We start from the raw sequence: 23909 nt of genomic DNA on the forward strand, positions 1-23909 counted from the left end.
CCACTCACCCGCAGTCGCCAACCAACCCCGAACTCCCGAGCTCCCCGGCGAAACAAAGAATCCGCAGCCGGCCGAGAAGATGTCGCTGGTCAGGGCAACCCATATCCGGCCGGCCGCGGAGATTCAGAGGGACACTCAGCCCAGCCGGCTCACCAGCGCCCGGTACTCGTCCCACAGCTCCTTCGGCGTATGGTCACCGAAGGTATTGAGGTGTTCGGGAACGAGCGCCGCCTCCTCCCGCCACACCTCCTTGTCGACGGTCAGCAGGAAGTCCAGGTCGGACGAGGACAGGTCCAACCCCTCCGTGTCCAGGGCATCGACCGTCGGCAGGATGCCGATCGGCGTCTCCACACCCTCCGCCTTACCGTCCAGCCGGTCCACGATCCACTTCAGGACGCGGCTGTTCTCGCCGAACCCGGGCCAGACGAACTTGCCCTCGTCGTTCTTGCGGAACCAGTTGACGTAGTAGATCTTCGGCAGCTTGGCCGGGTCCTTGTCCTTGGCGACGTCGACCCAGTGGCCCATGTAGTCGCCCATGTTGTAGCCGCAGAAGGGAAGCATCGCGAACGGGTCGCGGCGCAGTTCGCCGACCTTGCCCTCGGCCGCGGCGGTCTTCTCGGACGCCACGTTCGCGCCGAGGAACACACCGTGGTTCCAGTCGAAGGACTCCGTCACCAGCGGCACCGCCGTGGCGCGGCGGCCGCCGAAGAGGATCGCCGAGATCGGGACGCCCTTGGGGTCCTCCCACTCCGGCGCGATGATCGGGCACTGCGAGGCGGGGACCGTGAAGCGGGCGTTGGGGTGGGCGGCCGGCGCGTCGGCGTCCGGCGTCCAGTCGTTGCCCTTCCAGTCGGTGAGGTGGGCCGGAGTCTCCTCCGTCATCCCCTCCCACCACACGTCGCCGTCGTCCGTCAGCGCCACGTTCGTGAAGACGGAGTTGCCCCACAGCGTTTTCATGGCGTTGGCGTTGGTGTGCTCGCCGGTGCCGGGCGCGACACCGAAGAACCCGGCCTCGGGGTTGATGGCGTAGAGCCGCCCGTCCTCACCGAACCGCATCCACGCGATGTCGTCGCCGATCGTCTCGACGGTCCAGCCGCGGACGGTCGGCTCCAGCATCGCCAGGTTCGTCTTGCCGCAGGCCGACGGGAACGCGGCGGCCACGTACTTCGACTCACCCTGCGGTGGCGTCAACTTCAGGATCAGCATGTGCTCGGCCAGCCAGCCCTCGTCACGCGCCATCACCGACGCGATGCGCAGGGCGTAGCACTTCTTGCCGAGCAGCGCGTTGCCGCCGTATCCGGAGCCGTACGACCAGATCTCGCGGCTCTCGGGGAAGTGGGAGATGTACTTGGTGCTGTTGCAGGGCCAGGGGACGTCCTCCTGACCCTCCTCCAGCGGGGCACCCAGCGTGTGCACGGCCCGCACGAAGAAGCCCTCGGTGCCCAGTTCGTCCAGCACCGGCTGTCCCATGCGGGTCATCGTGCGCATGGAGACGGCGACGTACGCGGAGTCCGTGATCTCGACGCCTATGGCGGAGAGCGGCGAGCCCAGCGGGCCCATGCAGAACGGCACGACGTACATCGTCCGGCCGCGCATCGAGCCCCGGAACAGGCCCTTCTCACCCTGGAAGATCTCCCGCATCTCGGCGGGGTCCTTCCAGTGGTTGGTCGGGCCTGCGTCCTCCTCCTTCTCCGAACAGATGAACGTGCGATCTTCGACCCGGGCGACATCGGTCGGGTCGGACGCCGCGTAGTAGGAGTTCGGGCGCTTGATCGGGTCGAGTTTCCGGAAGGTGCCCTTCTCGACGAGCTCCCCGCACAGGCGCTCGTACTCGGCCTCGGATCCGTCACACCAGACCACGTTGTCCGGCTCGGTCAGTTCGGCGATCTCGTTCACCCACGCCACGAGTTCTCGGTGGGTGGTGGGGACGGTTGAAGGGGGAGCCGCGATGTCGGTCGCCACGATTGCTCCTAGATGAGGGATTTTTGTTGGAGGCCCCGTGGGGGCTGCGACCCGGATGCTTCACGAGGGGATGCCTGGGCGCTCATCCGGTGTCGACCGCACTCATTTGATCATCCGACGGGAGTGCCCATATGTCCAGAGGGCCGCCCACGTGAGCATCGTGACCATCACCACTCAACAACGTCCACCTGGGAGGTTTCCGTATGTCACCGCCGCTTCACCGCGGGTATCCGCAATTCACGCGGACATCCCGATCCCCGCTCCCACGTGAGACGATGGCCACTTCCGGCGACACGAACAGTCCGCACGGTCCCGTAAGTTACGGCCCCGTAGGTACGATGCAGAACATGACAGCGCCCGTCCCCGACGCGCACACGGAGACGGCGGCCGACGGCCGCGACCCCGACGCGCGATCCCTGCCGCATCAGATCGCCCACCAGATCACTGACGAGATCAACCAGATCACCGAGGAGATCAAGCCCAAGCTCCGGGGCTGGTTGCATCTCGGCATGTTCCCGGCCGTGCTCGTCGCCGGCCTGGTGCTCACCGCCCTCGCGGACTCCACACGCGGACGCATCGCCTGCGGGATCTTCGCCCTCACGGCCTGCCTGCTGTTCGGCGTGAGCGCGCTGTACCACCGGGGCAACTGGAACCCGCGCATGGACGGCATCCTGCGCCGACTGGATCACGCCAACATCTTCCTGATCATCGCGGGCTCCTACACCCCGCTGACGATGCTGCTCCTGCCGGGCGCCAAGGGCCAGTGGCTCCTGTGGGGCATCTGGGCGGCCGCACTCGCCGGGATCATCTTCCGGGTGTTCTGGGTCGGCGCCCCGCGCTGGCTCTACACCCCCTGCTACATCGCGATGGGCTGGGCGGCCGTCTTCTTCCTGCCCGACTTCATGCGCACGGGCGGCATCGCCGTCCTCGTCCTGGTGATCGTCGGCGGCCTCCTCTACAGCGCCGGCGGAGTCATCTACGGCCTCAAACGCCCGGACCCGTCACCGCGCTGGTTCGGCTTCCACGAGGTCTTCCACTCCTTCACCCTCGCCGCGTTCGTCGTGCACTACGTGGGGATCTCGATGGTGGCGTACCAGCACGGATAGCACCCCCCGCTCCTCTTCCTGGCCACGGCTCCCGAGCCGTGGCCATTTTCGTATGCCTGGGCACTTTGCGAGCGCTGCCACTGGTTGACAGTAAGCATCTTTTGACAGCTACTCTCATTTCATGGCTACTGTCACTCAGTCTTCCCCCGTACCTCCCGATCCCCGCCGCTGGTGGGCCCTCGGGGCCCTCGTCGCGAGCGTGCTGGTGCTCGGCTTCGACATGACGATCCTGAACGTGGCGCTGCCCACCATGGCCGAGCAGCTCGGCGCCACCACAGGTGAGCAGCAGTGGATGGCGGACGCGTACATCGTCGTCTTCGCGGCGCTGATGCTCCCGGCCGGACTCCTCGGCGACCGCTTCGGCCGACGGCGGATGCTGATCGTCGGGCTCGGGATCTTCCTCGTCGGCTCGGTCGTGGGCGCGCTGGCCCAGGACGTGAACGCGGTCGTCGTCGCCCGTGCCGTGATGGGTGTCGGGGCCGCACTGGTCACCCCGCTCGCCCTCTCGGTACTGCCCTCGCTCTTCGCCCCCGACGAACGCACCAAGGCCATCGGCATCGTCTCGGCGGGCTCCACGCTCGGCCTGCCCTTGGGCCCGATCATCGGCGGCTGGCTCCTCAACCACTTCTGGTGGGGCTCGGTGTTCCTCATCAACATCCCGATGGCAGCGATCGGCATCGCCGCCTGCGTCTTCCTGCTGCCCGAGACCCGTGACCCCGCGTCCCCCAGGGTCGACACCGTCTCCACCGCCCTCACCGCGGCGGGCCTCGGCTCGCTCATCTACGCGATCATCGAGGCACCCACCAGGGGCTGGGGCGACCCGTTGGTGCTCGGCATGTTCACCGCGGCGTTCGTGCTGATCACCGCACTGGTGCTGCGCGAGCGGCGGGCCGTGCGACCGATGCTGGACATGGGCCTGCTCGCCCACCGCGGGTTCCTCTTCAACGCACTCGCCGCGACCCTCGTCATGTTCGTCCTGTCCGGCCTGATGTTCGTCCTGCCCCCGTACCTCCAGGCCGTCCTCGGCCATGACGCCCTGGGCACAGGTGTACGACTGCTGCCGCTGATGGGCGGCGTGCTGGTCGGCGCGCGGGCCGCGCAACCCGTGGTCGTTCGCTTCGGATCCCGGTCCGTGGTCAGCGCGGGCCTGGTGGTGCTGTCCTTCGCCGCGTTCCTCGGCAGCCGTACGACGGTCGACTCCGGCTACGGCTTCACGGCGCTGTGGCTGTCGTTCGCCGGGGCCGGGTTCGGCCTCTCGATCGTGCCCGCGATGTCCGGCGCCCTCGGCACCCTGCCCACCGACCGGGCCGGCAGCGGCTCGGGCCTGCTGATGACGCTCCGCCAGGTCGGTGGCGCGATCGGTATCGCCCTGCTCGGCAGCCTGCTCGCGGGCGTCTACCGGGACCGCCTCGACATCACCGGCCTGCCCGCGCCGGCGGCCGACACCGCCGGGGACTCGGTGGTCGCGGCGCATCTCGTGGCCGAACAGACGGGCTCAGCCGATCTCCTGACATCGGCGAACGGCTCGTACGTCCATGGCATGGGCCTCGTCCTGCTGGTCTGCGGCGGCGCGGCCCTGGTCGCGGCGCTGCTGGCCGCCGCCTTCCTGCCGAGCGCACCGACGGCCCGGAGCGGGCAAGGTGGGCGAAGCACCGGCCCTGACCTGGTCACGCCGAAGGCCGATGCCCGACAATGACGGCATGACGGCCGCACGCCCCACCACCCCCACCCCCTCCACCGACCGCCCCCCGCTCGGACTGCGGGAACGGAAGAAGATCAAGACCCGCGAGGCGATCCGCGCCGCGACGTACGCGCTGGTCCAGGAGCAGGGCTACGACGCCACGACGATCGAGCAGATCGCCGACCGGGCGGAGGTGTCACCGTCGACCGTCTTCCGCTACTTCCCCACCAAAGAGGACATCGTCCTCACCGACGAGTACGACCCGCTCCTCCTGGAGGAACTACGGGCCCGCCCCGCGGACGAACCGTGGCCGGACACCATCCGGTACGTGATGCGGGAGGCCGTCCGCACGGGCATCGAGGAGGACATGGAGGTCGCACGGCTACGCACCCACCTGATGGTCCAGGTCCCGGCGGTGCGCTCCCGCATGATGGAGAGCATGTCGGTCACCGGCCGCATGCTCTGCACCGCCATCGGCGAGCGGACGGGCCGGGACCCGGACAGCCTGGAGGTGAGGGTCTGGGCGATGTCCCTCATCGGCGGCCTGATGGAGACGTCCTTGTACTGGGCCGAGAACGACCACCGCGACGACTTCGCCGAACTGGTGGACCGCACCCTGACCACCCTCCAGCACGGCCTCGGGACGGAAAATCCCTGAGGCCCCACCCCTCCCCCATGCCATCCTGACCAGGTGAAAGCACCCGAGATCCACGTCGAAGTCGCCCCCGAGCTGGCCCTGTTCGTCCCGCCCGGCCGGCGCGGTGCCGCGACTTTGCTGGCCACCGATGGCGTCTCGACGCTGGGCCACGTGATCGAGTCCCTCGGCGTCCCCCTCACCGAGGTCGGCGCGCTGGTCGTCGACGGCCGTGAGGTGCGGGTGTCACACATCCCGGCGGACGGCGAGTCGGTGCTCGTACGTCCGGTCTCCCGTCCCCAACGTGTGCCGGGCGCCCCCCTCCGCTTCCTCCTCGACGTCCACCTCGGCACGCTCGCACGGAGGCTGCGCCTGCTGGGGGTGGACGCGGCATACGAGTCCACGGACATCGGCGACGCCGCGCTGTCCGCGCTGTCGGCCGCCGAGCAGCGCGTGATGCTGAGCCGCGATCGGGGGTTGCTGCGGCGGCGTGAGTTGTGGGCGGGGGCGTTCATCTACAGCACGCGGCCGGAGGACCAACTCCGGGATGTGCTCGACCGGTTCGCGCCCGAGCTGCGGCCGTGGACTCGGTGCACCGCCTGCAACGGGCTGCTGAAGCCGGCGACGAAGGAGGAGGTCGCCGATCGGTTGGAGGGCGGGACGCAGCGGTCGTACGACGTGTTCGCGCAGTGTGATGAGTGCGGGCGGGCTTATTGGAAGGGCGCGCATCATGAGCAGTTGGAGGCGATCGTGCGGGAGGCGTTGAGGATGCGTACGGGGTGAGTTGGGCGCCGATCGCCTGGGCGTCGTTGGCGGTTGGCGTTACTCGGGGTTGCGGCGAGGAACTGGTCGGCCAGATCTACTGCTGTCCATTCAAACAGCGGCAACACATCGATCTCCCGGGAGACCCTGATTGTGTGTCTGGAGTATTCGACCGCAGCCGCACGCCTTGAACATCAGCCTGGGAAGCTGCGATCTTTCACGGCGCTTGCGCACGTTGAGCACCCAGATCAGGACCTCATCGGCCCTGGTCGTTCGCACTGTGATTCCCCGGTGTTCCCCGCCCCACCTGGTGCGCTTGTAGTGCGGGGGTGACATCCTCGGGCGATGCCGACGGCGCCTCGGTCTCGCCGTCCACGTCAGCAGAGTCGGTCTGTCAAGCAAGACTATGCCAACTACCAAGTTAGATCTCTGCGAAATTCAGAGTAGCTCTTCCTTGTAGCATCTGCCGCAGCAGCGAACGAGAAAATTGCGCTTCTGGGTAATCCCGATCCACCGTGACATCGAATATTGCCACAGCCTCTCGCATGGACTTAAGGGCCTCGGCTACCGCACCAAGAGCGTACTTGCAGATCGCCATCTTTTGCAGACACATGGCGACTCTCAAATTTTTTTCACCGAAAGCAACACGTGCACACTTATAAGCTTTAGTAAACCATTTGAGTGCGGCACCATGGCTGCCCGCCAACATCAAAGCACCACCCAGATTATTATAGTCAGGAACTAGCTCAGGATGCCCCTCTCCATACACTGCTACATCAATCTTGACTGCTCGATGAGCCGCCTTGACCGCATCACCGAATAGTCGGAGCGCCGAATATGCAACAGAAAGGTTTACCAGCGTCGAGGCTACCTCTCGATGATTTTCTCCCAGTACCTTCTCTTGATCCTTGAGAGTCTCTTCGAAGGTCTTCCGAGCCGTTACATAATCTTCTTGCGCCAACTGTGCTCGGCCAAGGTTCATTCGGACGATAAGGTACCGGGTAGACGCCTTATCGCTAAGCTTCTCATGAATGCGCAAGGAAACACTAAAAGCCGCTGCGGCATCACTTGGTTTGTTCAGTTCGAGTAGGGCGAGTCCAGCGTTATTCCAATCACGAGCCCCATCCGCATGAACACCATCAGAATCTTCGAGATCAAGGTCCAGAGCCTTCTTCGAAGCATGCAGAGAACGGGTAAAGTCAGTCGTATCTAGATAGGCGAGTGACAGGTTGCTGTACAGTGCGGCGAGCCCATTACGTGACGCATCATCAGGATACTCAGCAATCAGATCCTCAAGCTCCGAGATTGCACCGAGAGCGTCGCCAGCTTCGCGCCGCAGATTTGCCATGCTGGCCTTAATCACCCGTCGAGGCATCGACGTTTCCTCGGAGTTCTCACTCGTGCCCACGTGAAACTCTGCTTTATCGAGCTCCGCGATCGCCTCGGTCAAGTCACCTTGCAAGTGACAAACACTCGCCTTTTTCATATGCAGGTTAGACATCACAAACCAGTTCGCTGGCTCGTTCTCCGCAAGCAGCAGACTTTCATCAACGATGCGAAGTGCATCGTCCCACAGATCCATCCCAATTAGCGCCTCAACAAGAATAGTGCGCGCAAAGGCGACGGTTTCCACCCCCATACCATTCAAGCGCCCAGTTGCTCTCACTGCCTTCTCGGCACAGGAATAACTTGCTTCATTGTTTCCTTGTGTACCTAGATGTACGGCGATCGTCAGATAGAATTTGAGAGTGTTGACCTTACACGTCTGACGTGCTTCTAGATAGCCGAGCAAGGCTTCGAAGTGCGGCATCATGTGCCGGTAGTGGGGCCAAAACCGAGCGTCAAAAGGACTAAGAGCGGTAACTTTGTTAAGCAAGGCCGTGCCGACTTCAATGGCTGATGTTGTCTGCGCGTCGGAGAGTGACTGGCGCACTACAGCTTGAGTAAGAGCATGGCTGCTCAACCCACTGGGTTGGGAATCAATTATCGAGAATCGTTGAAGATCTGCCACAGCATCGAACAGAGTCAAGTGATCCTCAAGGTCCCTGATCAGTGTTAATCCATCTTGAGAGAACCCTCTGACCTCCTCAGCAGCGAGCCACTCCACTTCCATCATCTCACGCTGCTCTATCTCACCTTCAGAACCTGTCCGTTCTCCTGACGGAATCTCCAGCGTGAAGATCTCCGTTGGGAATTCTTGCGGAGCAAGGAAAGCAAGTACGCTCAAGAGCTTAAAAGCACTTGTGTGAGACTCGTGCAAACGCTCAATCGTGATGGATAGGGCAGCCGCTAGACCGAGATGTTCCGGGGGAGCTGCCCTGCTTAGCAGGTCCCTTGCGCGATCACGGATCATAGTCGAATACATCTCGACAGGCATACCCGAAGCGTTGATGTATCCGGCAGCTTGCTTGAGAGCCAGTGGCAATCCACCCAAAGCCCTGTTGAGGACTTCCAGGTTTGCATCAGATGAATTAGAGAGGATGGAAGACAGTAGATGACCGGAGTCCTCGTCAGTCAAAGGAGCCAGCTGGATAACCTGCGCATGAGTGGCCCAATTTTGATCAAGACTCGAAAGAAGGAAACGTGTCTCCGCAACTTTAGGAATGAAACTCACGACGTCGTTGCCCGCTGAAACCCCGTCAAGCAAGACGAGACCACGGTGTTGCATGAAGTACTGCCTGATTCGTTGTAGTCCATCATCTGAATCCGGAGCTGGCAGACCAACTTCCTCCGCTAGCGAGGTGAGGTCGGACACTATGGAGTGCCAAGACTCGCCGCGCACCCACCAAACGAACTCGTACCTCTCAGAGTTCTTCCAGGCGTATTGCGCCAAGAGCTCACTTTTCCCGACTCCACTCATACCGACTACAGCCAAGGCAGGACCTTTTGGTACGTCGGATTCAAGATACTCGTCTATTTCCCCAACGTGCTCTTCTCGCCCCACGAAAACAACGCTTGGTTCCCGCCTCCACAGATTTGAGGCAAGGGGGCGACTAACCTGAGCTGCCGGCTTCGCAGAGAACGCCGCCTTCACGTCGTCACGCTTGATTGTCCTCCTAGCGATCTTAGACAAAGTCAATGCTTCAGCATCCAACGCGTTTGGCGCTGCTAGATCAATCGAGGAAAAATCGCGGTTATTGAAGTCTCGTGACTTTACGGCGACGAGATCGACGACGTTATCCCATGCTTGTGCTGCATCAATGTACTCAAAACCTGTTGCAACTAGAGTTGGCTGAACCAGGTTAACTATTTGATATGCCCGCAAAGCAACTCGGTCTTGCACTCCGTGCTCAATCCGCAGGCTGAGCAAAAACTGACGCGCGTCCTGAGGGCTACACTTCAAAGCGACAGCAGACTCGTCTATAAACTCTTCAACGACCTGGTTACTCAAAGCCTTTGAAAAGTTTCGCGCCCTGTCTTTCGCTGCCTTCATTGGCGCGTTAGTGACGAGTCTGCACTTCGCCTGCCTTACGCACTTCCAGCGCTCGTAGAGGGTTACTAGGCCCCCTCCTTTCCAGAGCTCAGAGAAGGACCATGGCCCTAGGTGAGACTCTCGGTGCTTGACTGATACCAATTCATTCTGCCCATCGCTGTAAACAAGCACATAGTCTACATGCCACTCGCAGACGATGGCTTCAAGGGCAGAGTCTTGAAGCAACGCAAAGCAGTGCCGAGCCGCGCACTGATGCTGGAAGTTATACCTGGAAGCGGTATCAGATCCCGCGTCTTCTGTTGGCTCCGAGATGAGTGCTCGGGCCAAGTTAGCAACGTCTCGGATAGTCACTGGTTTCCCCCTGAACAGGCAGTTTCTGTGACATCATTCCAGCAGCCAGTAATGTAAGGCAAGAGGTGCCCACACCAGATGAGGGCGCGATACCTCAATAGGTCACCTCAGCTCTCCAGGGCAACGAAGAGGGATTGTGACCTGTGCCGACGAAAGTCAGCCACGACGGCGGGTGCGCCGAGCGATCACCCGTCACGTGTGTCTCCAGCAACCACCCACGCACATCAGCCACGCCACCCTTTCCGTCACGGTCCTCGCCACTCTCCGGCGAGGCCGTGATCGATGCGGTCACTGAAGATCACGGCTGTTCCTGCGGCCGAGACGTCTCCCGTCCGTCGCGCGGCGGCCGATCGGACGGCCCAGCGTCGCGTGGCCGGCGTCGGCCTGGTCCTGGTCCTGGTCCTGGTCCTCGAACTAGTCGAGGCACTTTCTGATCCGGCTGCTCGGCTTGGTGGTACTGCGCGCTGAGCGGGCGGGGCCGCCGGAGCCGTGGCGGAGACAAGGAGCGGCGGCCTCGGGCCGCCAGCGCGCGCGGACCGCCGTAGGCGGGCCGCCTTGAACCAGTAGAGAAAGTCGTAACTCAGTCGGTCTGCTGGGGGGTGTCCAGTCCCGGGAGATGCTTGACACTTCGATCCCAGCTGATGGTTGACGGTGGCCGTGATCGGCTCTTCTGTGCGCGTCGTTGCGGTGCGTGTGGGGAGGCCGGGATTGGCCTGGTGGAGTTGTCGGTTGTCGAGCAGAGATACCGGGCTGTTCTGGCAGTGCTGGCGGGGGCGACGGTGACGGAGATCGCTTCCCCTCCCGCGCTCAACCGAGATAGGGCCGTTCACGATGCTCAAGAAAGTGTTGAAGCCGGAGCTGTTGGGTGTGGTGCATGGGGAATTGGTCCAGCTCGGCGGGCGGTACGAAGCGTAGTTCCGTGGACTCGTCGGAGATTTCGAGGTGGCCGCCGATGATGCGGGCGGTGAAGCAGACGTTGAACTGTCTGCGGACTTCGCCGTCCGTGTAGGCGATGATGTGTTTGGGGTCGGTGTAGGTACCGACCAGGCCGGTGATCTCCACGTCCAGGCCGGTCTCTTCCTTGACCTCTCGTACCGCCGTGCCGGGTAGCGAGTCCGTGAGGTCCATGCCGCCGCCGGGCAGAGCCCACAGGTCGTTGTCCCGTCGACGCTGGAGCAGGATGCGGCCCTGCTCGTCCGTGACGACGGCTGAGGCCGCGACCACCATGCGGTTCGGCTCGGGCGCGTTCGGGTCGTCGTAGTACTCGGTGCGTGTCACGGTCACCCGTCCTGGTGTGCCGGTGCGGCCGTCTCTCGGCCACGCACTTGGACATACTCGCTCTCGGCGTTGCCCAGCGCGACGCGGACGGCGCAGCCTTCGGCCGCTCGCTCGCGGCAGTGGGTCGTTCATCCGCGGATATGCCTCGTGGAAAAAGACCGCGCGTACCCGCTGGGGGAGGCGTGTCCGGTCCGCTGGGACAACCGACGCTTCAAGTGGCGTGCGCACGCCGGGAGTTCGGCGCCTGGCCGTGTGCGAGCAGCAGGAAGATCACGGGGCGGATCGACCCGGTGATGCGGTTGGTGGTGAAGGCAACCGGTCATGTCGGCCGGTTGCCGACTGCCAGTAGATGGGAGCTCGCTGACAGCAGCTCCGGGTAGGGCTCTGCCATGCGCGCTGCGGTCAGGGCCGACTCGAAGAGTGGGGAGTCGGTGAGGGGCTTGCCGGTGTGGCGTTCGGTGGCGGCCAGGAGGGACCAGGCGGGGCCTTCGATGCCGTAGACGTGGGTGTGGGTGAAGTCGGCGGTGGTTACCTCGTCGAGGAGTTGGGCGGCGCTGTGGAAGTACGCCTTCGTGAACGCCTTCTTTCCGTCGTGGATCTGGGTGGCGAGGATGCCGGAGATGCTCTCGCGCAGGGGCTCCTTGTGGAGGTGGGCGAAGGCGGTGTGTTCGAAGAGGGAGGCGTAGCGGTTGATGCCGGCCGCCGCGAGGAGGCCGCCCGGCTTGAGGACGCGGTGGGCCTCGGCGAGGGCGCGGTCGCGGTCGGGGCGGTCGGGGAGGTGGTAGAGGGGGCCGAGGAGGAGGACTACGTCGTACGAGGCGTCCTCGGCCGTGAGGTGGCGGGCGTCGCCCAACTCGACTGTGGCGCCGATCCGTTCCGCCTGGGTGAGGTGGCGGGGGATCGGGTCGACGAGGTGGACGTGGTAGCCGTCCGCCACGAGCCAGCGGGCGTGGGTGCCTGGGCCGCCGCCCACGTCGAGAATCCGGGCGGGTGGGGGCGGCAGGTGACGGCGCAGCAACTCCTGTGTGCGGATCAGTTCCAGGCGGCCGTCCGCCGTCGTCGACAGCCGGTCCGCCTCGTCGATGGTCTCGGTGTAGAACCTCACGATCTCCGGCGCTACCTCAGGGCTCGTCATGCGGGCATTCTGGACGCGCACCGGTGGACCAGTCCAGTGATCGGAAACGAGACCCAACCCATGCCGCAGCTGAAGTACGAGCAGATCGCCGAGGACCTACGCACTCGGATCGCGAACGGCGAGTTCGGTCCCGGTGACTTGCTGCCCTCCGGCCGCGATCTGGCCGAGCAGTGGGACGTGTCCAGAGCCACCGTCGTGAAGGCGTACGACGTCCTGCGCAATGACGGCCTGGTGGCCGCTCGGCAGGGCGCCGGATTCACCGTCGCCGAGACTCCGGTCGCTCGGCCCGCGGGCGCCCGCAGAGCCGACTCCACCCGTGTGACAGGCGGCGCTCCCTATCGACGTCTCGGCATCCCGGACCGTGCGGTGCCGCCCCCTCGTGTGGTGGACGCCCTGGGGCTGAAGCCGGGCGAGGAAGCGCTGCGGAGAATCCGGCTCGTGTTGCTCGACGACGGCTCCCCGCACACGCTGGTGACGGCCTGGTTCCCTCCGGCCGTCGCTGACGCGGCCCCGCGCCTGGCTCTGAAGGGGCCCATCGCGGAGGGGACCACGCACTACGTGCGACGTGAGACGGGCCGTATCCCGGTGGAGGGGACGGACACGACGACGGTACGGCTGGCCGACGACGAAGAGGCCCGCCTGTTGGAGGTGGAACAGCCGGCGGCGGTGGCTGTCGTGCTGCACGTGGCCTTTGACGAGAGTCACCGACCGCTCGTCTGCGAAGAGGGAGTGACGGCCTCGCATGTGTTCGAGCAGGTCGACAACTACCCCATGAGGTAGGGAAACTGACGTTTCGCTTGACTGGACCGGTCCACCGGTCCAGTCTCTTTTTTGTGCCGCACAGGATCGCTTTCGCGACGCAGTCACTCCACCCCCGGCAACGGGCAAGGCAGACCCCGGCGACCGCCGTCACGGTCCCGGGGCATGGCCGATCTGACAAGGAGACCGACATTGCACCTTGTATCACGGGCACTCGTAAGGGTGAGGGCGGTGCTCTTCGGGCCGCCGCCAGAATCCGACCGCGCGGCCCAGGAACCGGACACGGCACCGGCTACCGCCCCAGGCCCGTCCGTCAACCAGCCCTCCCCCGAGATGTGGGCCGCCTTCCTTGCGAGCGCCCGGCGGCGCAGAGCCCGAGCCCGATGTCCGTGGCCTCGCACCGAACTGCCCGAAATCACCGCCGCCGACATCGCCAGCACCCTCGTCGGCGCGTACGTCCTGACCTCCGAGGTACGCCAGCAGATCAGGCAGGCACGGCAGTTCGCGGAGGCGAGCTGATGACCGAGGGACGAGTACGGGCCACCGTCCAGCAGGCCGAGATCCCCATGCTCCGCGCCTACCGGCTGTGGTTCGAGCACACCCGCAAGTGCGCCGACGGCTGCAAGGGCAGCCCCAGAGCCCAGGACGGGTGCGAGGACGGACGGCAGCTGTGGGGCACGTACCGCCTGGCGCGCATCGGGAAAGGCGGGACCACATCATGAGCTGGACCATCGAGCGCACACCCGGGCGGCCGGTACGCCGCACCGACGACGATCGTCTCGCCGTACCGCTACGGCTGACGCGTACCGGTCCCCGCGGACACTCGACGGACACCGAGCTGACCCTCAGCCTCGCCGAAGCCGAACACCTCCACGCTGCTCTGTGCCGTGCCCTCGACGGCCAACCGGTGCCCCCGGCCGCGCCGGACTGTCGTCAACCCGTTCAAGCCTCGCCCGGGGCCGCGCGCATCGTCGGTCGCGCGTAACCGACACAGATCAGGCCACGACCCCGTACCGAGCAGTTGAAACGGGCGAGCCCTCTGCTCAACTTCCGTGATATGCCGAGGAGATCACCGTGACATGTGCAGAGAGGACATCGCCCATGGGCCGACCGACAACCGTGACTCCGCTGCCTGGCAACACGAAGGTACTGTCCATCGGTCTGCATCCGAGTGCGCTCGACTACAGCCGGATGCCCGACGGTGTCGACGAGGCGGTGCTCACTGCCCGGATCGAGGCGGCGAACGCGGCGCTGCGCGAAGCGGGGTTCGATGCTGTTCCGTGTCTGATCGACGTCTCTCCGGATCGGGCCGAGGCGGCCGTGCGGGAGCAGCTCCGGGAGCACGCGTTCGGCTTGGCGATGATCGGCGGTGGCGTACGGATGCTGCCGGAGAACACCCTGCTGTTCGAGCGGCTGGTCAACGTGCTCACCGAGGCGGCGCCCGGGATCCGGCTGTGCTTCAACACGACGCCGGAGGACACGGTCGAGGCACTGAGGCGGTGGATCCAGGCGTAGATGTAAATGAAATGAGGTGTGTACCGACACAGGTCAGGCCACGGCCCCGTGCCCGATGGACAATCGTCGGGTACGGGGCCGTGGCCCTGAAGTGGGGTGCCCTGTTGAGGAGTTCGGGTTAGCGGGGCGCTGCGGGCCGTATGGGGCTGGTCGCGCAGTGCCCCGCGCCCGCCCCTACGTTCTCTTCAGATCCGCCTTCCCACACGCCAGACCATCCCTGTTGCGGTCCAGCTTCAGCGGGTCGTCCTTGCCGTTGACCTTCAGGCGGCCGTAGTTGTTCTCCTTCAGCCACTCGCAGCGGGACGCCGTCGTCTTCTTGACCTCGTCCGGGAAGGTCGTCGGGACGCAGACGTTCGCCGTGCCGTAGTGGCGGTCGCAGCCGGAGATGGTCGGGCTGACCTTCTTGGACTTGGTCTTCTTGCCCGGGCCGGTGGTCTTGCCCTTCGGGGCGTCCGCGAAGTCGTGGACGTGGGCCGAGGGGGCTTCGCCGGAAGCGGCGGCCAGGGCGGACGGGCCCTGGAGGTGGACCCATTCCGCCACCGACGGGACGCCGTTGGCGTCGACCGCGAAGAGCATGTACCAACCGGGCGGGGCCAGGTTCGGGTTGCTCGTCACGTTCAGGTCGACGTTGTTGCCGTCGACGGACAGCGGCAGGTCCACGAAGCGCTGGTTCGGGTCGGAGGAGTGGGTGACCGCTGCGGGACGGATCAGTTCCGCCTTCGCGATCGGGCGGTCCACCGTGATGCGCTGCGTGTCGCCGTACACCCACTCCTTGTCGATCAACGACGTGATCTTCGGGCGGGGGCCCTTCAGCAGGTACGGCGGGGTGTAGATCGACACGTCGTGGTTCCACGTGCCGTTGCCCGGGTTGTCGCCGGTGGTCATGACGCGGCCGTCCGGCAGCAAGAACGCCGAGGAGTGGTAGCCGCGCTCCTCCGGGTCCGTGGCCACCGGGTCGAAGGTGTTGGTGGCCGGGTCGTAGATCGACGTCTCGTAGACCGGGTTGGCGCGGTTGTGCAGGGCGCCGCCCGTCTCCAGGACCTTGCCGTCGGGCAGCAGGACCGCCGAGACGTACATCTTGCCCTGGTTGCCGGTCTGGGCGATCTTGCCGTTGCCCAGGTCCACCGTGCCCTGCGGGATCGGCGGGCCCGCGACGTACGACGGGTTCGCGGCCTTCAGGTCGATGACGTCCGTCAGGCGGTTCGCCTCCGGGTTGGATTCGATGTTGCCGCCACCGATCGTCAGGACTTTCTGGTCCTGGGCGGGGGGCAGGAGAACGCTCGCGGACTGGTCGCGTTCGTCCTTGTTCTGGAGGCCGGGGACCTGCGTGATCGTGTTGGCGCCGTAGTCGTAGATCGCCGAACCCGTACCCGGGATGTTGTTGCCGAAGACATGGCTGCCGGAGTAGAAGAGGCGGCCGTCCTGCATGAGGATCATCGACGGGTACAGGCCCCAGTACGACCAGGTCTGGTTGACCTTCCAGAGTTCGAGCCACTTCTGCTCGGCGTCCGACCACAGCTCGGCCGCCACCGAACCGGTGGAGTCCTCGCGGAGGCCGCCGAACGAGATGACGTCACCGTTACCGAGGATCGTCGCCGACGGGTACCAGTGGCCGTCGTTCATGTCGTTCGTCTTGGTGTAGGTCTCCGTCACCGGGTCGAAGACGTACGAGTCCTTGTAGCCCTCGTAGCCGTGCGAGCCGTCGGCCGCCGGGTACGCCTTGTTGCCGCTCATGACCAGGACCCGGCCGTCGTCGAGCTGCACATGACCCGCGCAGAACATGTCGTCCGGTGTCGGGATCTGCTTGTACGTGCCGTTCTTCGGGTCGTACACCGCGCTGGTGAACGTGCCTGCCTCGAACATCTGCTCGCTGTTGCCGGAGCCGGCGATCAGCAGGACCTTGCCGTTGTTGAGGACGACGGAGTGCATGGAGCGGACGGGGTTCTGGGTGGGCAGGACGTCCCAGCGGCCGTTCTGGCATTCTTCCGGCGTGCCCGTGCAGGCCGGCTCGGGGACGGGGTCGGCGACCTGGTCCATCGTGTAGTCGTCGGTGGTGACGGAGCCGGTGCCGTAGACGGAGACACCCCAGCTGATCCGGTCGGTGCCCGCCGGGACCTCGGGGGTGCGGACCGTCGCCTCGGTCCAACTCCCCGCCATCTCCAGCGTCTTGAGGTCGGTCCAGTACTGCCAGCCGGCCGTGGTGTCGTGCCGGAAGAGGGTGAGGGACGTGTCGGGGGTCGTCGACTTGTACCAGAGGCCCAGGTCGTACTGCTTGCCCACCGAGACCGTCGGCGCGCAGGCCGCCGACTCGGTGATCAGGGCCTTGCGGTCGCCGGAGACCCGGCGGGTCAGCTCTACCTTCATGGCCTTGGAGCCAGAGTGGGCGTCCGCCACCGTGGTGAAGGTGAAGTCGTTGTCGCCCCAGCCCGACTTCTCCCAGCAGTACGGCATGTCGCCCGTACCGGCGGTCTCGAAGCCGGGGTTCTGGATGAGGTTGGCGGCGGACGCGGGTTGGGGTGAGATCAGAAGAAGGCCGGAGGCCAGGGCGCCCACGGCCAGCAGGGCCGTTCTGCGTCTGGGTCTGGGTCTGACCCGGAACTTCGAACGGTTCGGCAAACGCAACGTCCAGTGTTTCTTCACGCGGCTCTCCTTGCGGGCTCGGCCTGCTTCTTCTCGCCGCGCTCCCCGCGGCGAGAGTTCTTGCGCGGCAGATAGACCAGCGCTTCGGTCCCGACGAAGCGCAGGACGAACGTCATCACCAGCGCGAGCGCGGTGGCGGTCAGGGCATGCATCTCGAACCTGCCGACGAACAGGGCGATCAGCGGGATGCGCAGCACCAGGTCGGCGTTGGCCAGCAACGCGAACCGGCCGACGCGGTCCCATCGCTTGCGGTACTTGCGTCGCTCGCGGAAGCACAGGTGCTCGATGAGGTAGAAGTTCCAGAGCACGCCGAGCTGGTTGGCGAGGATCTCGGCGGGGACGTAGTGCATACCGGCCGAGGTCAGGGCGTACAGGCCCGCGAGGTTCGGCAGGAAGCCGGTGACGCCGATCAGTCCGAAGACCAACATGCGGGCCAGCGGTGAGGCGGTGCGCAGTCCGACGAGGTGGCGCAGGAATCTCAGGCCCTCCTGCGCGGTCGACTTGGACTCGCCGGCGAACCGGTCCTGGAAGACGAACGGCACCTCCGTGACCTGGCGCGGGCGGCTGCGCACGGCGAGTTCGAGGAGGATCTTGTAGCCGAGCGGCTGGAGGATGTCGGCGGTGACCGCGCTGCGGCGGATCGCGAAGAAGCCGCTCATCGGGTCGCTGATGCCGTGCAGCCGGCGTGGGAAGAGGGACTTGGTGAGCCAGGTCGCGCCGCGTGAGACGGCGACGCGGTAGCTGCCCGCGAGTCCGGCCCGGCTGCCGCCCTTGATGTAGCGGGAGGCGACCACCAGACTCGCTGACGACCGCTCCCCGGTCGCCACCAGGTCCGGTACCAGGGACGGCGGATGCTGGAGGTCGCCGTCCATGACGACGATCCAGTCGGAGCCGGCCGCCTTGATGCCTTCCACGACCGCGCCGCCGAGTCCGCCGACCGGTTCGTCGCGGTGCAGCACGGTCACCGGGAACGGGCAGTCCTGCGCGGCCACGTTGATGACGTCGGGGGTGTCGTCGGTGGAGTCGTCCACGAAGACGACCTCGCAGGGCAGCCGCCCGGGCACCGTCTCGGTGATCTGGTGCAGCAGCTCCCGTACGTTGGCGGACTCGTTGAAGGTCGGTACGACGATGGTGACGGCCGCGGGCTCGGGGACTTCGGCCCCTCGCACGGCCGGGTCGCCGAGTTCATCGGGGACGGTGGACTCATAACTTCCGCTGGTCATCGGTCGCCTCCAGCGGCCTCGGTCTCGCGGATGCGGTCGTCGTCGCCGGCCGCCTCGGTCTCGCGCGCCCGGTCGTCTCCGCCGGCGGCCTCGATCTTGCGGATCTCGATGCGGTCCTCGCCGGTGCCGAAGGTGGCGACCGGTGTGGAGTTCTCCATCGCGGCCTTCACGTTGGGCAGGTCGACCGCGTCGCGCCGTACCGTCGGGGAGGCGACCACGTAGTCGAGGTCGCGCCAGCCACGCGGCATCGTCTTCGTCACCGCGGGGTCGAGGTCCGCCTTGTAGAACCAGATGACGCCGAGCCCCGGCTTGTAGCCCTCGTGGACGAGGTCGAGCCAGAGCGCGTCGTCGACGAGGACCCGGGTGTCACCGGGGTTGTCGATCTCGGAGCCGAGCCACTTGGAGGCCTGCTCGTAGGGCGCGTTGGCGTTGAACGTCATCGCGGTGTGGTTGCCGTCGTACCAGCGCGGGACGACGTACACGGCGGCGGCGGCCGCGAGGACGAGGGCGACCCCGTGGCGCGCCCACGTCAGGGAACGTTTCTCCGTCGTACTCCGCCACCTGCGCAGTACGCCGTGCGTGACGCTCGCAGTGCCGCCCGCGAGGACGAGGGCGAGGAAGGGCAGGGCCTGGAGGACGTACATCGCGGGCAGATAGCCGGGGCGCAGAGCCATTCCGGCGAGGATCGCGACGGCGAGCGCGGGGCCGGCGAGGGCTCTCGCGGTCACCGACCAGCGCCAGGTGACCAGGAGGAGCAGTGCGCCGGCGAGTCCGCCGAGGGGCAGGACGCGGTCGTAGTAGAGCCAGGACTGCAGGACGCCGTAGGAGCCCGTGCCCTCGGTGAGGATGAAGCCGGAGCCGGGGCGGCTCATCTGGTAGACGATGCCGTCCCACAGCGACACATGGCCGTCGCCGGGCATCAACTCGCCCTTGAGCAGGGCGAACAGCGGGTACGAGACGCCGATCAGGGTGCAGGCGGTGACGGCGCCGGTGATGGCGAACTTCCGGGTGTCGCGGTGGCTGTGCCGCCACATGGTGAGCAGCACGGCGGGCAGGACGAGGAGCATCGTCTCCTTGGTGAGCACGGCCGCGGCGGCGGCCAGCCCCGCGCCGAAGTGGTGCCAGAGGTGACGGTTCGGTGAGGCGGCGAGGCAGAACGCGAGCAGCGTCCACATCACCGCGATGTTGTCGAGGAAGATCTCCCGCTGGAGCACCACCGACAGCGGGGAGAGCCCGAAGAGGGCCATGCCGAGGCCGGCGGCCCAGCGGGGCAGCGAGAGGCGGCGGCCGAGGACGTAGACGAGGACGGCGCTGATCGCGCTGATCACCAGCATCACCGCGCGCATCGAGCCGACGGTCATCGACTCGGGGGCGAGCTGGGCGGGGATCCAGGTCAGTACGGCGATCTGGATCCAGCCGAAGGGCGGGTGGTCGTACCAGTAGGTGTAGTGGGCGAGCCCTCGGCCCTCCTGCACGGCCCAGGCCTGCGCGAGGTAGGTGCCCTCGTCGTCGCTGAGGGTCGGGTAGTCGGCGATGTTCCAGCCCTGCACGATCAGGATCGCGACGAGGAGGACACCGCAGAGGATGAGGTCGGGGCGCGAGTCGCGCAGGCGCTTCGGCGGGGCGGAAGCGGAACCGGAAGCGGTTGTTCGACTGGTCGAACCGGCTGTGGGCGCAGCTGTCCGCTGCGCGGGGACCTTGACTTGTGTCTTGGTCGCCGCGGGAAGTGTGGAGGTCACGCAGGAACGTCCTCTCGGTTCACGTTCGCGTTCACGAGATGCGCGCCGACGTGACTGGTCAACTCCCAGTCGTTGCGGCCGCGTTGCTCGCGCCACACCGCGCGTACGGCGGCGAAGGCGAGGAGCACCTGGTAGAAGGGGCCGCCCACGACGAGCTTGGCGTAGTGGACGAACCGGACGCGGAGGCCGTACTGCTTGCCGAAGTCGTGCAGTCCGACGATCTCGAACACGAAGGTGACGAGGGCGGTGACGGCCGGCAGGAAGGTGATGAAGGCGACGCCGACGGGCACGTCGAGGAAGAGCGCGATGGCCACGTTGAGCGGGATGATCACGCCGGAGATGGCCTGGAGATACGGCGTCATCAGCGTGTAGCGGGCGAGCAACCGCTGCCGGAAGCTGGGCAGTTGCTTCCAGTCCTTCTTCCGGTAGACCTGGAGGAAGCCCTGGTTCCAGCGGGTGCGCTGCTTCATCAGCGACATCAGGCTGCCGGGGGTCTCCTCCCGGGTCACCATGTCGGAGTCGTAGGCGACGACGACCTTCTTGCCGACGCTCGACAGCCTCACGCCCAGGTCGCAGTCCTCGGCGAGGCAGTCGGGGTCCCAGCCGTCGGCCTCGCGCAGCACATCGGTGCGGACGAAGACGGTGTTGCCCCCGAGCGGGATGAACCCTTTCTGCGCGTGCAGGTGCAGCCGGGAGCGGAACCAGAAGAAGTACTCCAGGCAGTTGCGCAGGCTGTACCAGCTGGAGTTGAAGTTGATGAGCTGCACCCCGCCCTGCACGACGTCCGCGCCCGTGGTGAGGAAGGCGTGGTCGACGTGCGTCAGCAGCTCCGGATGGACCTGGTCCTCCGCGTCGAAGACCCCGACGACGTCACCGCGGCAGTGCGGCAACGCCGTGTTCATGGCCTTCGGCTTGTTCTTCTTCTCGTGGTGGTCGACCACCACGCGGACGCGCGGGTCGCGCGCCTCGGCGGCCCGGGCCACCTCGGTGGTCTCCGGGTCGTCGTGCCCGACGATCACGATGATCTCGAAGTCGTCGTGGCTCGATTCGAGCAGTCGTTGGATGGTGTGGTCCAGCACGGCCTGTTCATGGCGTGCCGGCAGGAGCAGCGAGAACGACACATGCTCGTCGCCGTCCGGTCTGCTGAAACGGGTGGAAGCGAGCACTTCGGGCGTACGCCACGCGTGCATCTGCCACCACAGGGTGAACGCCGCCATCCAGAACAAGGACAGCGAGACGACGACGATGAAGACAGACGTCAGCAAGATAGATCCCCCCGGATCCCCAATACCCCCTGTCGCGACGGGCGGTTACGCCCGTCGCGTCACTGTGAGGAGAGTAGGGGGAAACTGTGAACCTCGGGGACCCTTCCGATAAAAACCGTGTTTCCGTTCGGGGGAACATGTAAGCGGACGTGTCCGAACACAAGCCCAATTCATGACAGTTGTTCAGCTTCTCCCGGCCCTGATCCGACGTGTTTCAGCCGCTTGACGCCGTTTCGAGAACCGTACGCAACCGGTCGACATCGGTCGTGGGAGCGTCACAGGTGAAGTTACGGCAGACGTACGCGGTCGGTTCACCGCCCACGAGCGGACGGTCGGCCAGCAACGGCAGTTCGTCACTGTCCGTGGTCCCCACGGCCACCACGGCACCCGGCGCGGTCCCCAGCAACGCCGTCCGGTGCAGTTCCTTCGTCCCCGGATGTCCCTCCGGCCCGACGACCGCCACCTCACGCGGCCCGTCGAGCAACGCCTCCGCCGTGGCGAGCCCCCATCCGATGAACCGGGGCGCCCGCGGCCCCAACGCCTTCACCACGCCCAACGCCCGCTCGGCGGCGGCCCGATGGGGCTCGGAACCGGTGTGCGCGGCATAGCTGAGCAGCGCTCCCGCGGCCGCGCTCCACCCGGACGGCACGGCGTTGTCGGTCGGATCCTGGGGCCGCCGGATCAGCTTCTCCGCGTCGACCGCGGTGTCGTACAGCGCCCCCGACTCCTCATCGACGAACCGTACGAGCACATGGTCGAGCAGGAACCCCGCGAACTCCAGCCACACCCCCTCCCCCGTGACCGACGCCAGCGCGAGGAACCCCTCCGCGACATCCGCGTAGTCCTCCAGCACCCCCGCGTTGGCGCCGACCTGCCCGTCCTTGCTGGTCCGCGCGAGCCGCGCCTTCTCGTCCAGGTGCAGTCGTACGAGGAGGTCGGCGGCGGCGATCGCGGCCTCCACCAGGTCGGGGCGGTCGAAGTAGGCGCCGGTCTCGGCGAGCGCGGCGATCGCGAGCCCGTTCCAGGCGGCGACCACCTTGTCGTCGCGACCGGGCGCGGGGCGCCGCGAACGGGCCTCATTCAGCCGGTCCTTGACCGACTCGATCCTTTCGGCATCGAAGACGCCCTCCTGCTGCGGGAGTTGCAGTACGGACGCCCCCTCCTCGAAGGTGCCCTCCTCCGTGACCCCGAAGTACTGCATGGCGAGCCGGGCGTCCTCCTCCCCAAGGACCTCGGTCAGCTGCTCCGGAGTCCAGACGTAGTACGCCCCCTCCACGTGCTTCCCGGTCCCGTCGTCGCTGTCGGCGTCCAGCGCGGAGGCGAACCCGCCCTCGGTGGTACGGAGTTCGCGGACCATGAAGTCGGCCGTCTCCAGCGCCACCCGCCGGGCATGGTCGGAGCCGGTGGCCCGCCACAGGTGGGCGTAGACCCGGCAGAGCAGGGCGTTGTCGTACAGCATCTTCTCGAAGTGCGGCACGACCCACTCACGGTCGACGGAGTACCGGGCGAAGCCGCCGCCGAGCTGGTCGTAGATGCCCCCGCGGGCCATGCGTTCACAGGTGTCCCGCGCCATCTGCAGCGCGCCCTCGGAGCCCGTGCGCGCCGCGTGCCGCAGCAGGAACTCGATCACCATCGACGGCGGGAACTTCGGCGCCCTGCCGAACCCGCCCCGCGCCGCGTCGTACTCCCGGGTGAGCCCCAGCAGCGCCTGCGCGAGCTCCTCCTCGCTGGGCACGTCCATGGCCGCGAACTTCAGCTCCCGCCCGGCCAGATCCCGCACGATCTTCTCGGCCACCTCGGCGACCTCGTCCCGCCGGTCCACCCAGGCCGCCCGTACGCCCTCCAGCACCTGCCGGAAGGAGGGCATCCCGTGGCGCGGCGCCGGCGGGAAGTACGTACCGAAGTAGAACGGCTCCCCCTCCGGCGTCAGAAACACGGTCATGGGCCAGCCGCCCTGCCCGGTGGCCGCCTGCACGGCCTCCATATAGACGGCGTCGACGTCGGGCCGCTCCTCCCTATCGACCTTCACGCTGACGAAGTGGGCGTTGAGGTACTCGGCGGTCTCCCGGTCCTCGAACGACTCGTGCGCCATCACATGACACCAGTGACACGAGCTGTACCCCACGCTGAGCAGCACGGGCACCCCCCGCCGCCGCGCCTCCTCGAACGCCTCGGCCGACCAGGGCCACCAGTCCACCGGGTTGTCGGCGTGCTGGAGGAGATAGGGGGAGGTCTCGTGGGCCAGTCGATTCGCCATGGGCACCATCATTCCCCAGTACCCGGGAATCGCAGTTCAGCACGGGGGCGCGTCCCGTTCTCGGCACCGGGTCACCGGGCGCTCCCCGAAAGGGACGCGGGGAACTGCGCGAGCAACCACGGCAAACCTGCGGTCGGCGAACAACCCCACCACCCACGGCGAAACCCCG

The 23909-nt window shown here is 66.2% G+C and carries 18 protein-coding genes; 9 read left to right on the forward strand and 9 right to left on the reverse strand.

From position 1 onward, the window contains the following. Positions 1–135 precede the first annotated feature (135 nt). Positions 136–1962 (reverse strand): phosphoenolpyruvate carboxykinase (GTP), encoded by a 1827-nt coding sequence (locus tag JIX56_RS15730; RefSeq protein WP_257541195.1) that lies wholly within the window; start codon positions 1960–1962, stop codon positions 136–138. 347 nt (positions 1963–2309) lie between these two features. Between JIX56_RS15730 and trhA the strand changes: the two genes are divergently transcribed. The 4 genes from trhA to JIX56_RS15750 all read left to right on the forward strand — a co-directional run bounded on the left by trhA (position 2310) and on the right by JIX56_RS15750 (position 6166). After that, on the forward strand, positions 2310–3068 hold the full coding sequence (trhA, locus tag JIX56_RS15735; RefSeq protein WP_443031825.1) for a PAQR family membrane homeostasis protein TrhA: 759 nt from the start codon (positions 2310–2312) through the stop codon (positions 3066–3068). A gap of 121 nt (positions 3069–3189) precedes the next feature. After that, positions 3190–4764, forward strand: coding sequence for an MFS transporter (locus JIX56_RS15740; protein WP_257541199.1), 1575 nt, complete (start codon positions 3190–3192; stop codon positions 4762–4764). Between the two features lie 4 nt (positions 4765–4768). Next, positions 4769–5407 carry a TetR/AcrR family transcriptional regulator gene (locus JIX56_RS15745; protein ID WP_257541201.1) on the forward strand — a complete coding sequence of 213 codons (639 nt, stop codon included), beginning with the start codon at positions 4769–4771 and terminating at the stop codon, positions 5405–5407. 33 nt (positions 5408–5440) lie between these two features. Continuing rightward, on the forward strand, positions 5441–6166 hold the full coding sequence (locus JIX56_RS15750) for a Mut7-C ubiquitin/RNAse domain-containing protein (RefSeq protein WP_257541203.1): 726 nt from the start codon (positions 5441–5443) through the stop codon (positions 6164–6166). Positions 6167–6566: 400 nt separating this feature from the next. Here JIX56_RS15750 and JIX56_RS15755 read toward each other — a convergent pair whose 3' ends face one another. From JIX56_RS15755 to JIX56_RS15770, 3 genes are all read right to left on the reverse strand, one after another. Next, a complete protein-coding gene (locus JIX56_RS15755; RefSeq protein ID WP_257541205.1) occupies positions 6567–9929 on the reverse strand; it encodes a dsDNA nuclease domain-containing protein in 3363 nt (1120 codons plus the stop codon). Positions 9930–10736: 807 nt separating this feature from the next. After that, positions 10737–11207 carry an NUDIX domain-containing protein gene (locus JIX56_RS15760; RefSeq protein WP_257541207.1) on the reverse strand — a complete coding sequence of 157 codons (471 nt, stop codon included), beginning with the start codon at positions 11205–11207 and terminating at the stop codon, positions 10737–10739. A 319-nt stretch (positions 11208–11526) separates the two neighbouring features. Beyond that, a complete protein-coding gene (locus tag JIX56_RS15770; protein ID WP_257541208.1) occupies positions 11527–12342 on the reverse strand; it encodes a class I SAM-dependent methyltransferase in 816 nt (271 codons plus the stop codon). Between the two features lie 60 nt (positions 12343–12402). Here JIX56_RS15770 and JIX56_RS15775 point away from each other — a divergent pair, with 60 nt between their 5' ends. The 5 genes from JIX56_RS15775 (at position 12403) to JIX56_RS15795 (ending at position 14616) form a co-directional block, all read left to right on the forward strand. Next, positions 12403–13122, forward strand: coding sequence for a GntR family transcriptional regulator (locus tag JIX56_RS15775; protein ID WP_257541210.1), 720 nt, complete (start codon positions 12403–12405; stop codon positions 13120–13122). Between the two features lie 210 nt (positions 13123–13332). Continuing rightward, positions 13333–13620, forward strand: coding sequence for a hypothetical protein (locus tag JIX56_RS15780; RefSeq protein WP_257541212.1), 288 nt, complete (start codon positions 13333–13335; stop codon positions 13618–13620). Continuing rightward, entirely contained in the window at positions 13620–13823 is a 204-nt protein-coding gene (locus tag JIX56_RS15785; RefSeq protein WP_257541214.1) for a hypothetical protein, read from the forward strand. Before JIX56_RS15780 ends, JIX56_RS15785 begins: the two co-directional genes overlap by 1 nt. After that, on the forward strand, positions 13820–14086 hold the full coding sequence (locus tag JIX56_RS15790) for a hypothetical protein (protein ID WP_257541216.1): 267 nt from the start codon (positions 13820–13822) through the stop codon (positions 14084–14086). Before JIX56_RS15785 ends, JIX56_RS15790 begins: the two co-directional genes overlap by 4 nt. 116 nt (positions 14087–14202) lie before the next feature. Further along, positions 14203–14616 carry a hypothetical protein gene (locus JIX56_RS15795; RefSeq protein ID WP_257541218.1) on the forward strand — a complete coding sequence of 138 codons (414 nt, stop codon included), beginning with the start codon at positions 14203–14205 and terminating at the stop codon, positions 14614–14616. 174 nt (positions 14617–14790) lie between these two features. Here JIX56_RS15795 and JIX56_RS15800 read toward each other — a convergent pair whose 3' ends face one another. The 5 genes from JIX56_RS15800 to JIX56_RS15820 all read right to left on the reverse strand — a co-directional run bounded on the left by JIX56_RS15800 (position 14791) and on the right by JIX56_RS15820 (position 23740). Then, positions 14791–17169, reverse strand: a complete 2379-nt coding sequence (locus JIX56_RS15800; RefSeq protein WP_443032040.1) for a galactose oxidase-like domain-containing protein — start codon at positions 17167–17169, stop codon at positions 14791–14793. Positions 17170–17252: 83 nt separating this feature from the next. Then, positions 17253–18479 (reverse strand): glycosyltransferase, encoded by a 1227-nt coding sequence (locus JIX56_RS15805; protein WP_257541220.1) that lies wholly within the window; start codon positions 18477–18479, stop codon positions 17253–17255. Continuing rightward, positions 18476–20218, reverse strand: a complete 1743-nt coding sequence (locus tag JIX56_RS15810) for an ArnT family glycosyltransferase (RefSeq protein ID WP_257541222.1) — start codon at positions 20216–20218, stop codon at positions 18476–18478. Before JIX56_RS15810 ends, JIX56_RS15805 begins: the two co-directional genes overlap by 4 nt. Further along, positions 20215–21483 (reverse strand): glycosyltransferase, encoded by a 1269-nt coding sequence (locus JIX56_RS15815; protein WP_257541224.1) that lies wholly within the window; start codon positions 21481–21483, stop codon positions 20215–20217. The genes JIX56_RS15810 and JIX56_RS15815 overlap by 4 nt, the downstream gene beginning before the upstream one ends. A gap of 214 nt (positions 21484–21697) precedes the next feature. Continuing rightward, the gene (locus tag JIX56_RS15820; RefSeq protein ID WP_257541226.1) at positions 21698–23740 is read right to left on the reverse strand and encodes a thioredoxin domain-containing protein; all 2043 of its coding nucleotides are present in this window, start codon (positions 23738–23740) and stop codon (positions 21698–21700) included. Positions 23741–23909 lie beyond the last annotated feature (169 nt).

It is taken from the genome of Streptomyces sp. CA-210063, from assembly GCF_024612015.1.
Classification (GTDB): Bacteria; Actinomycetota; Actinomycetes; order Streptomycetales; family Streptomycetaceae; genus Streptomyces.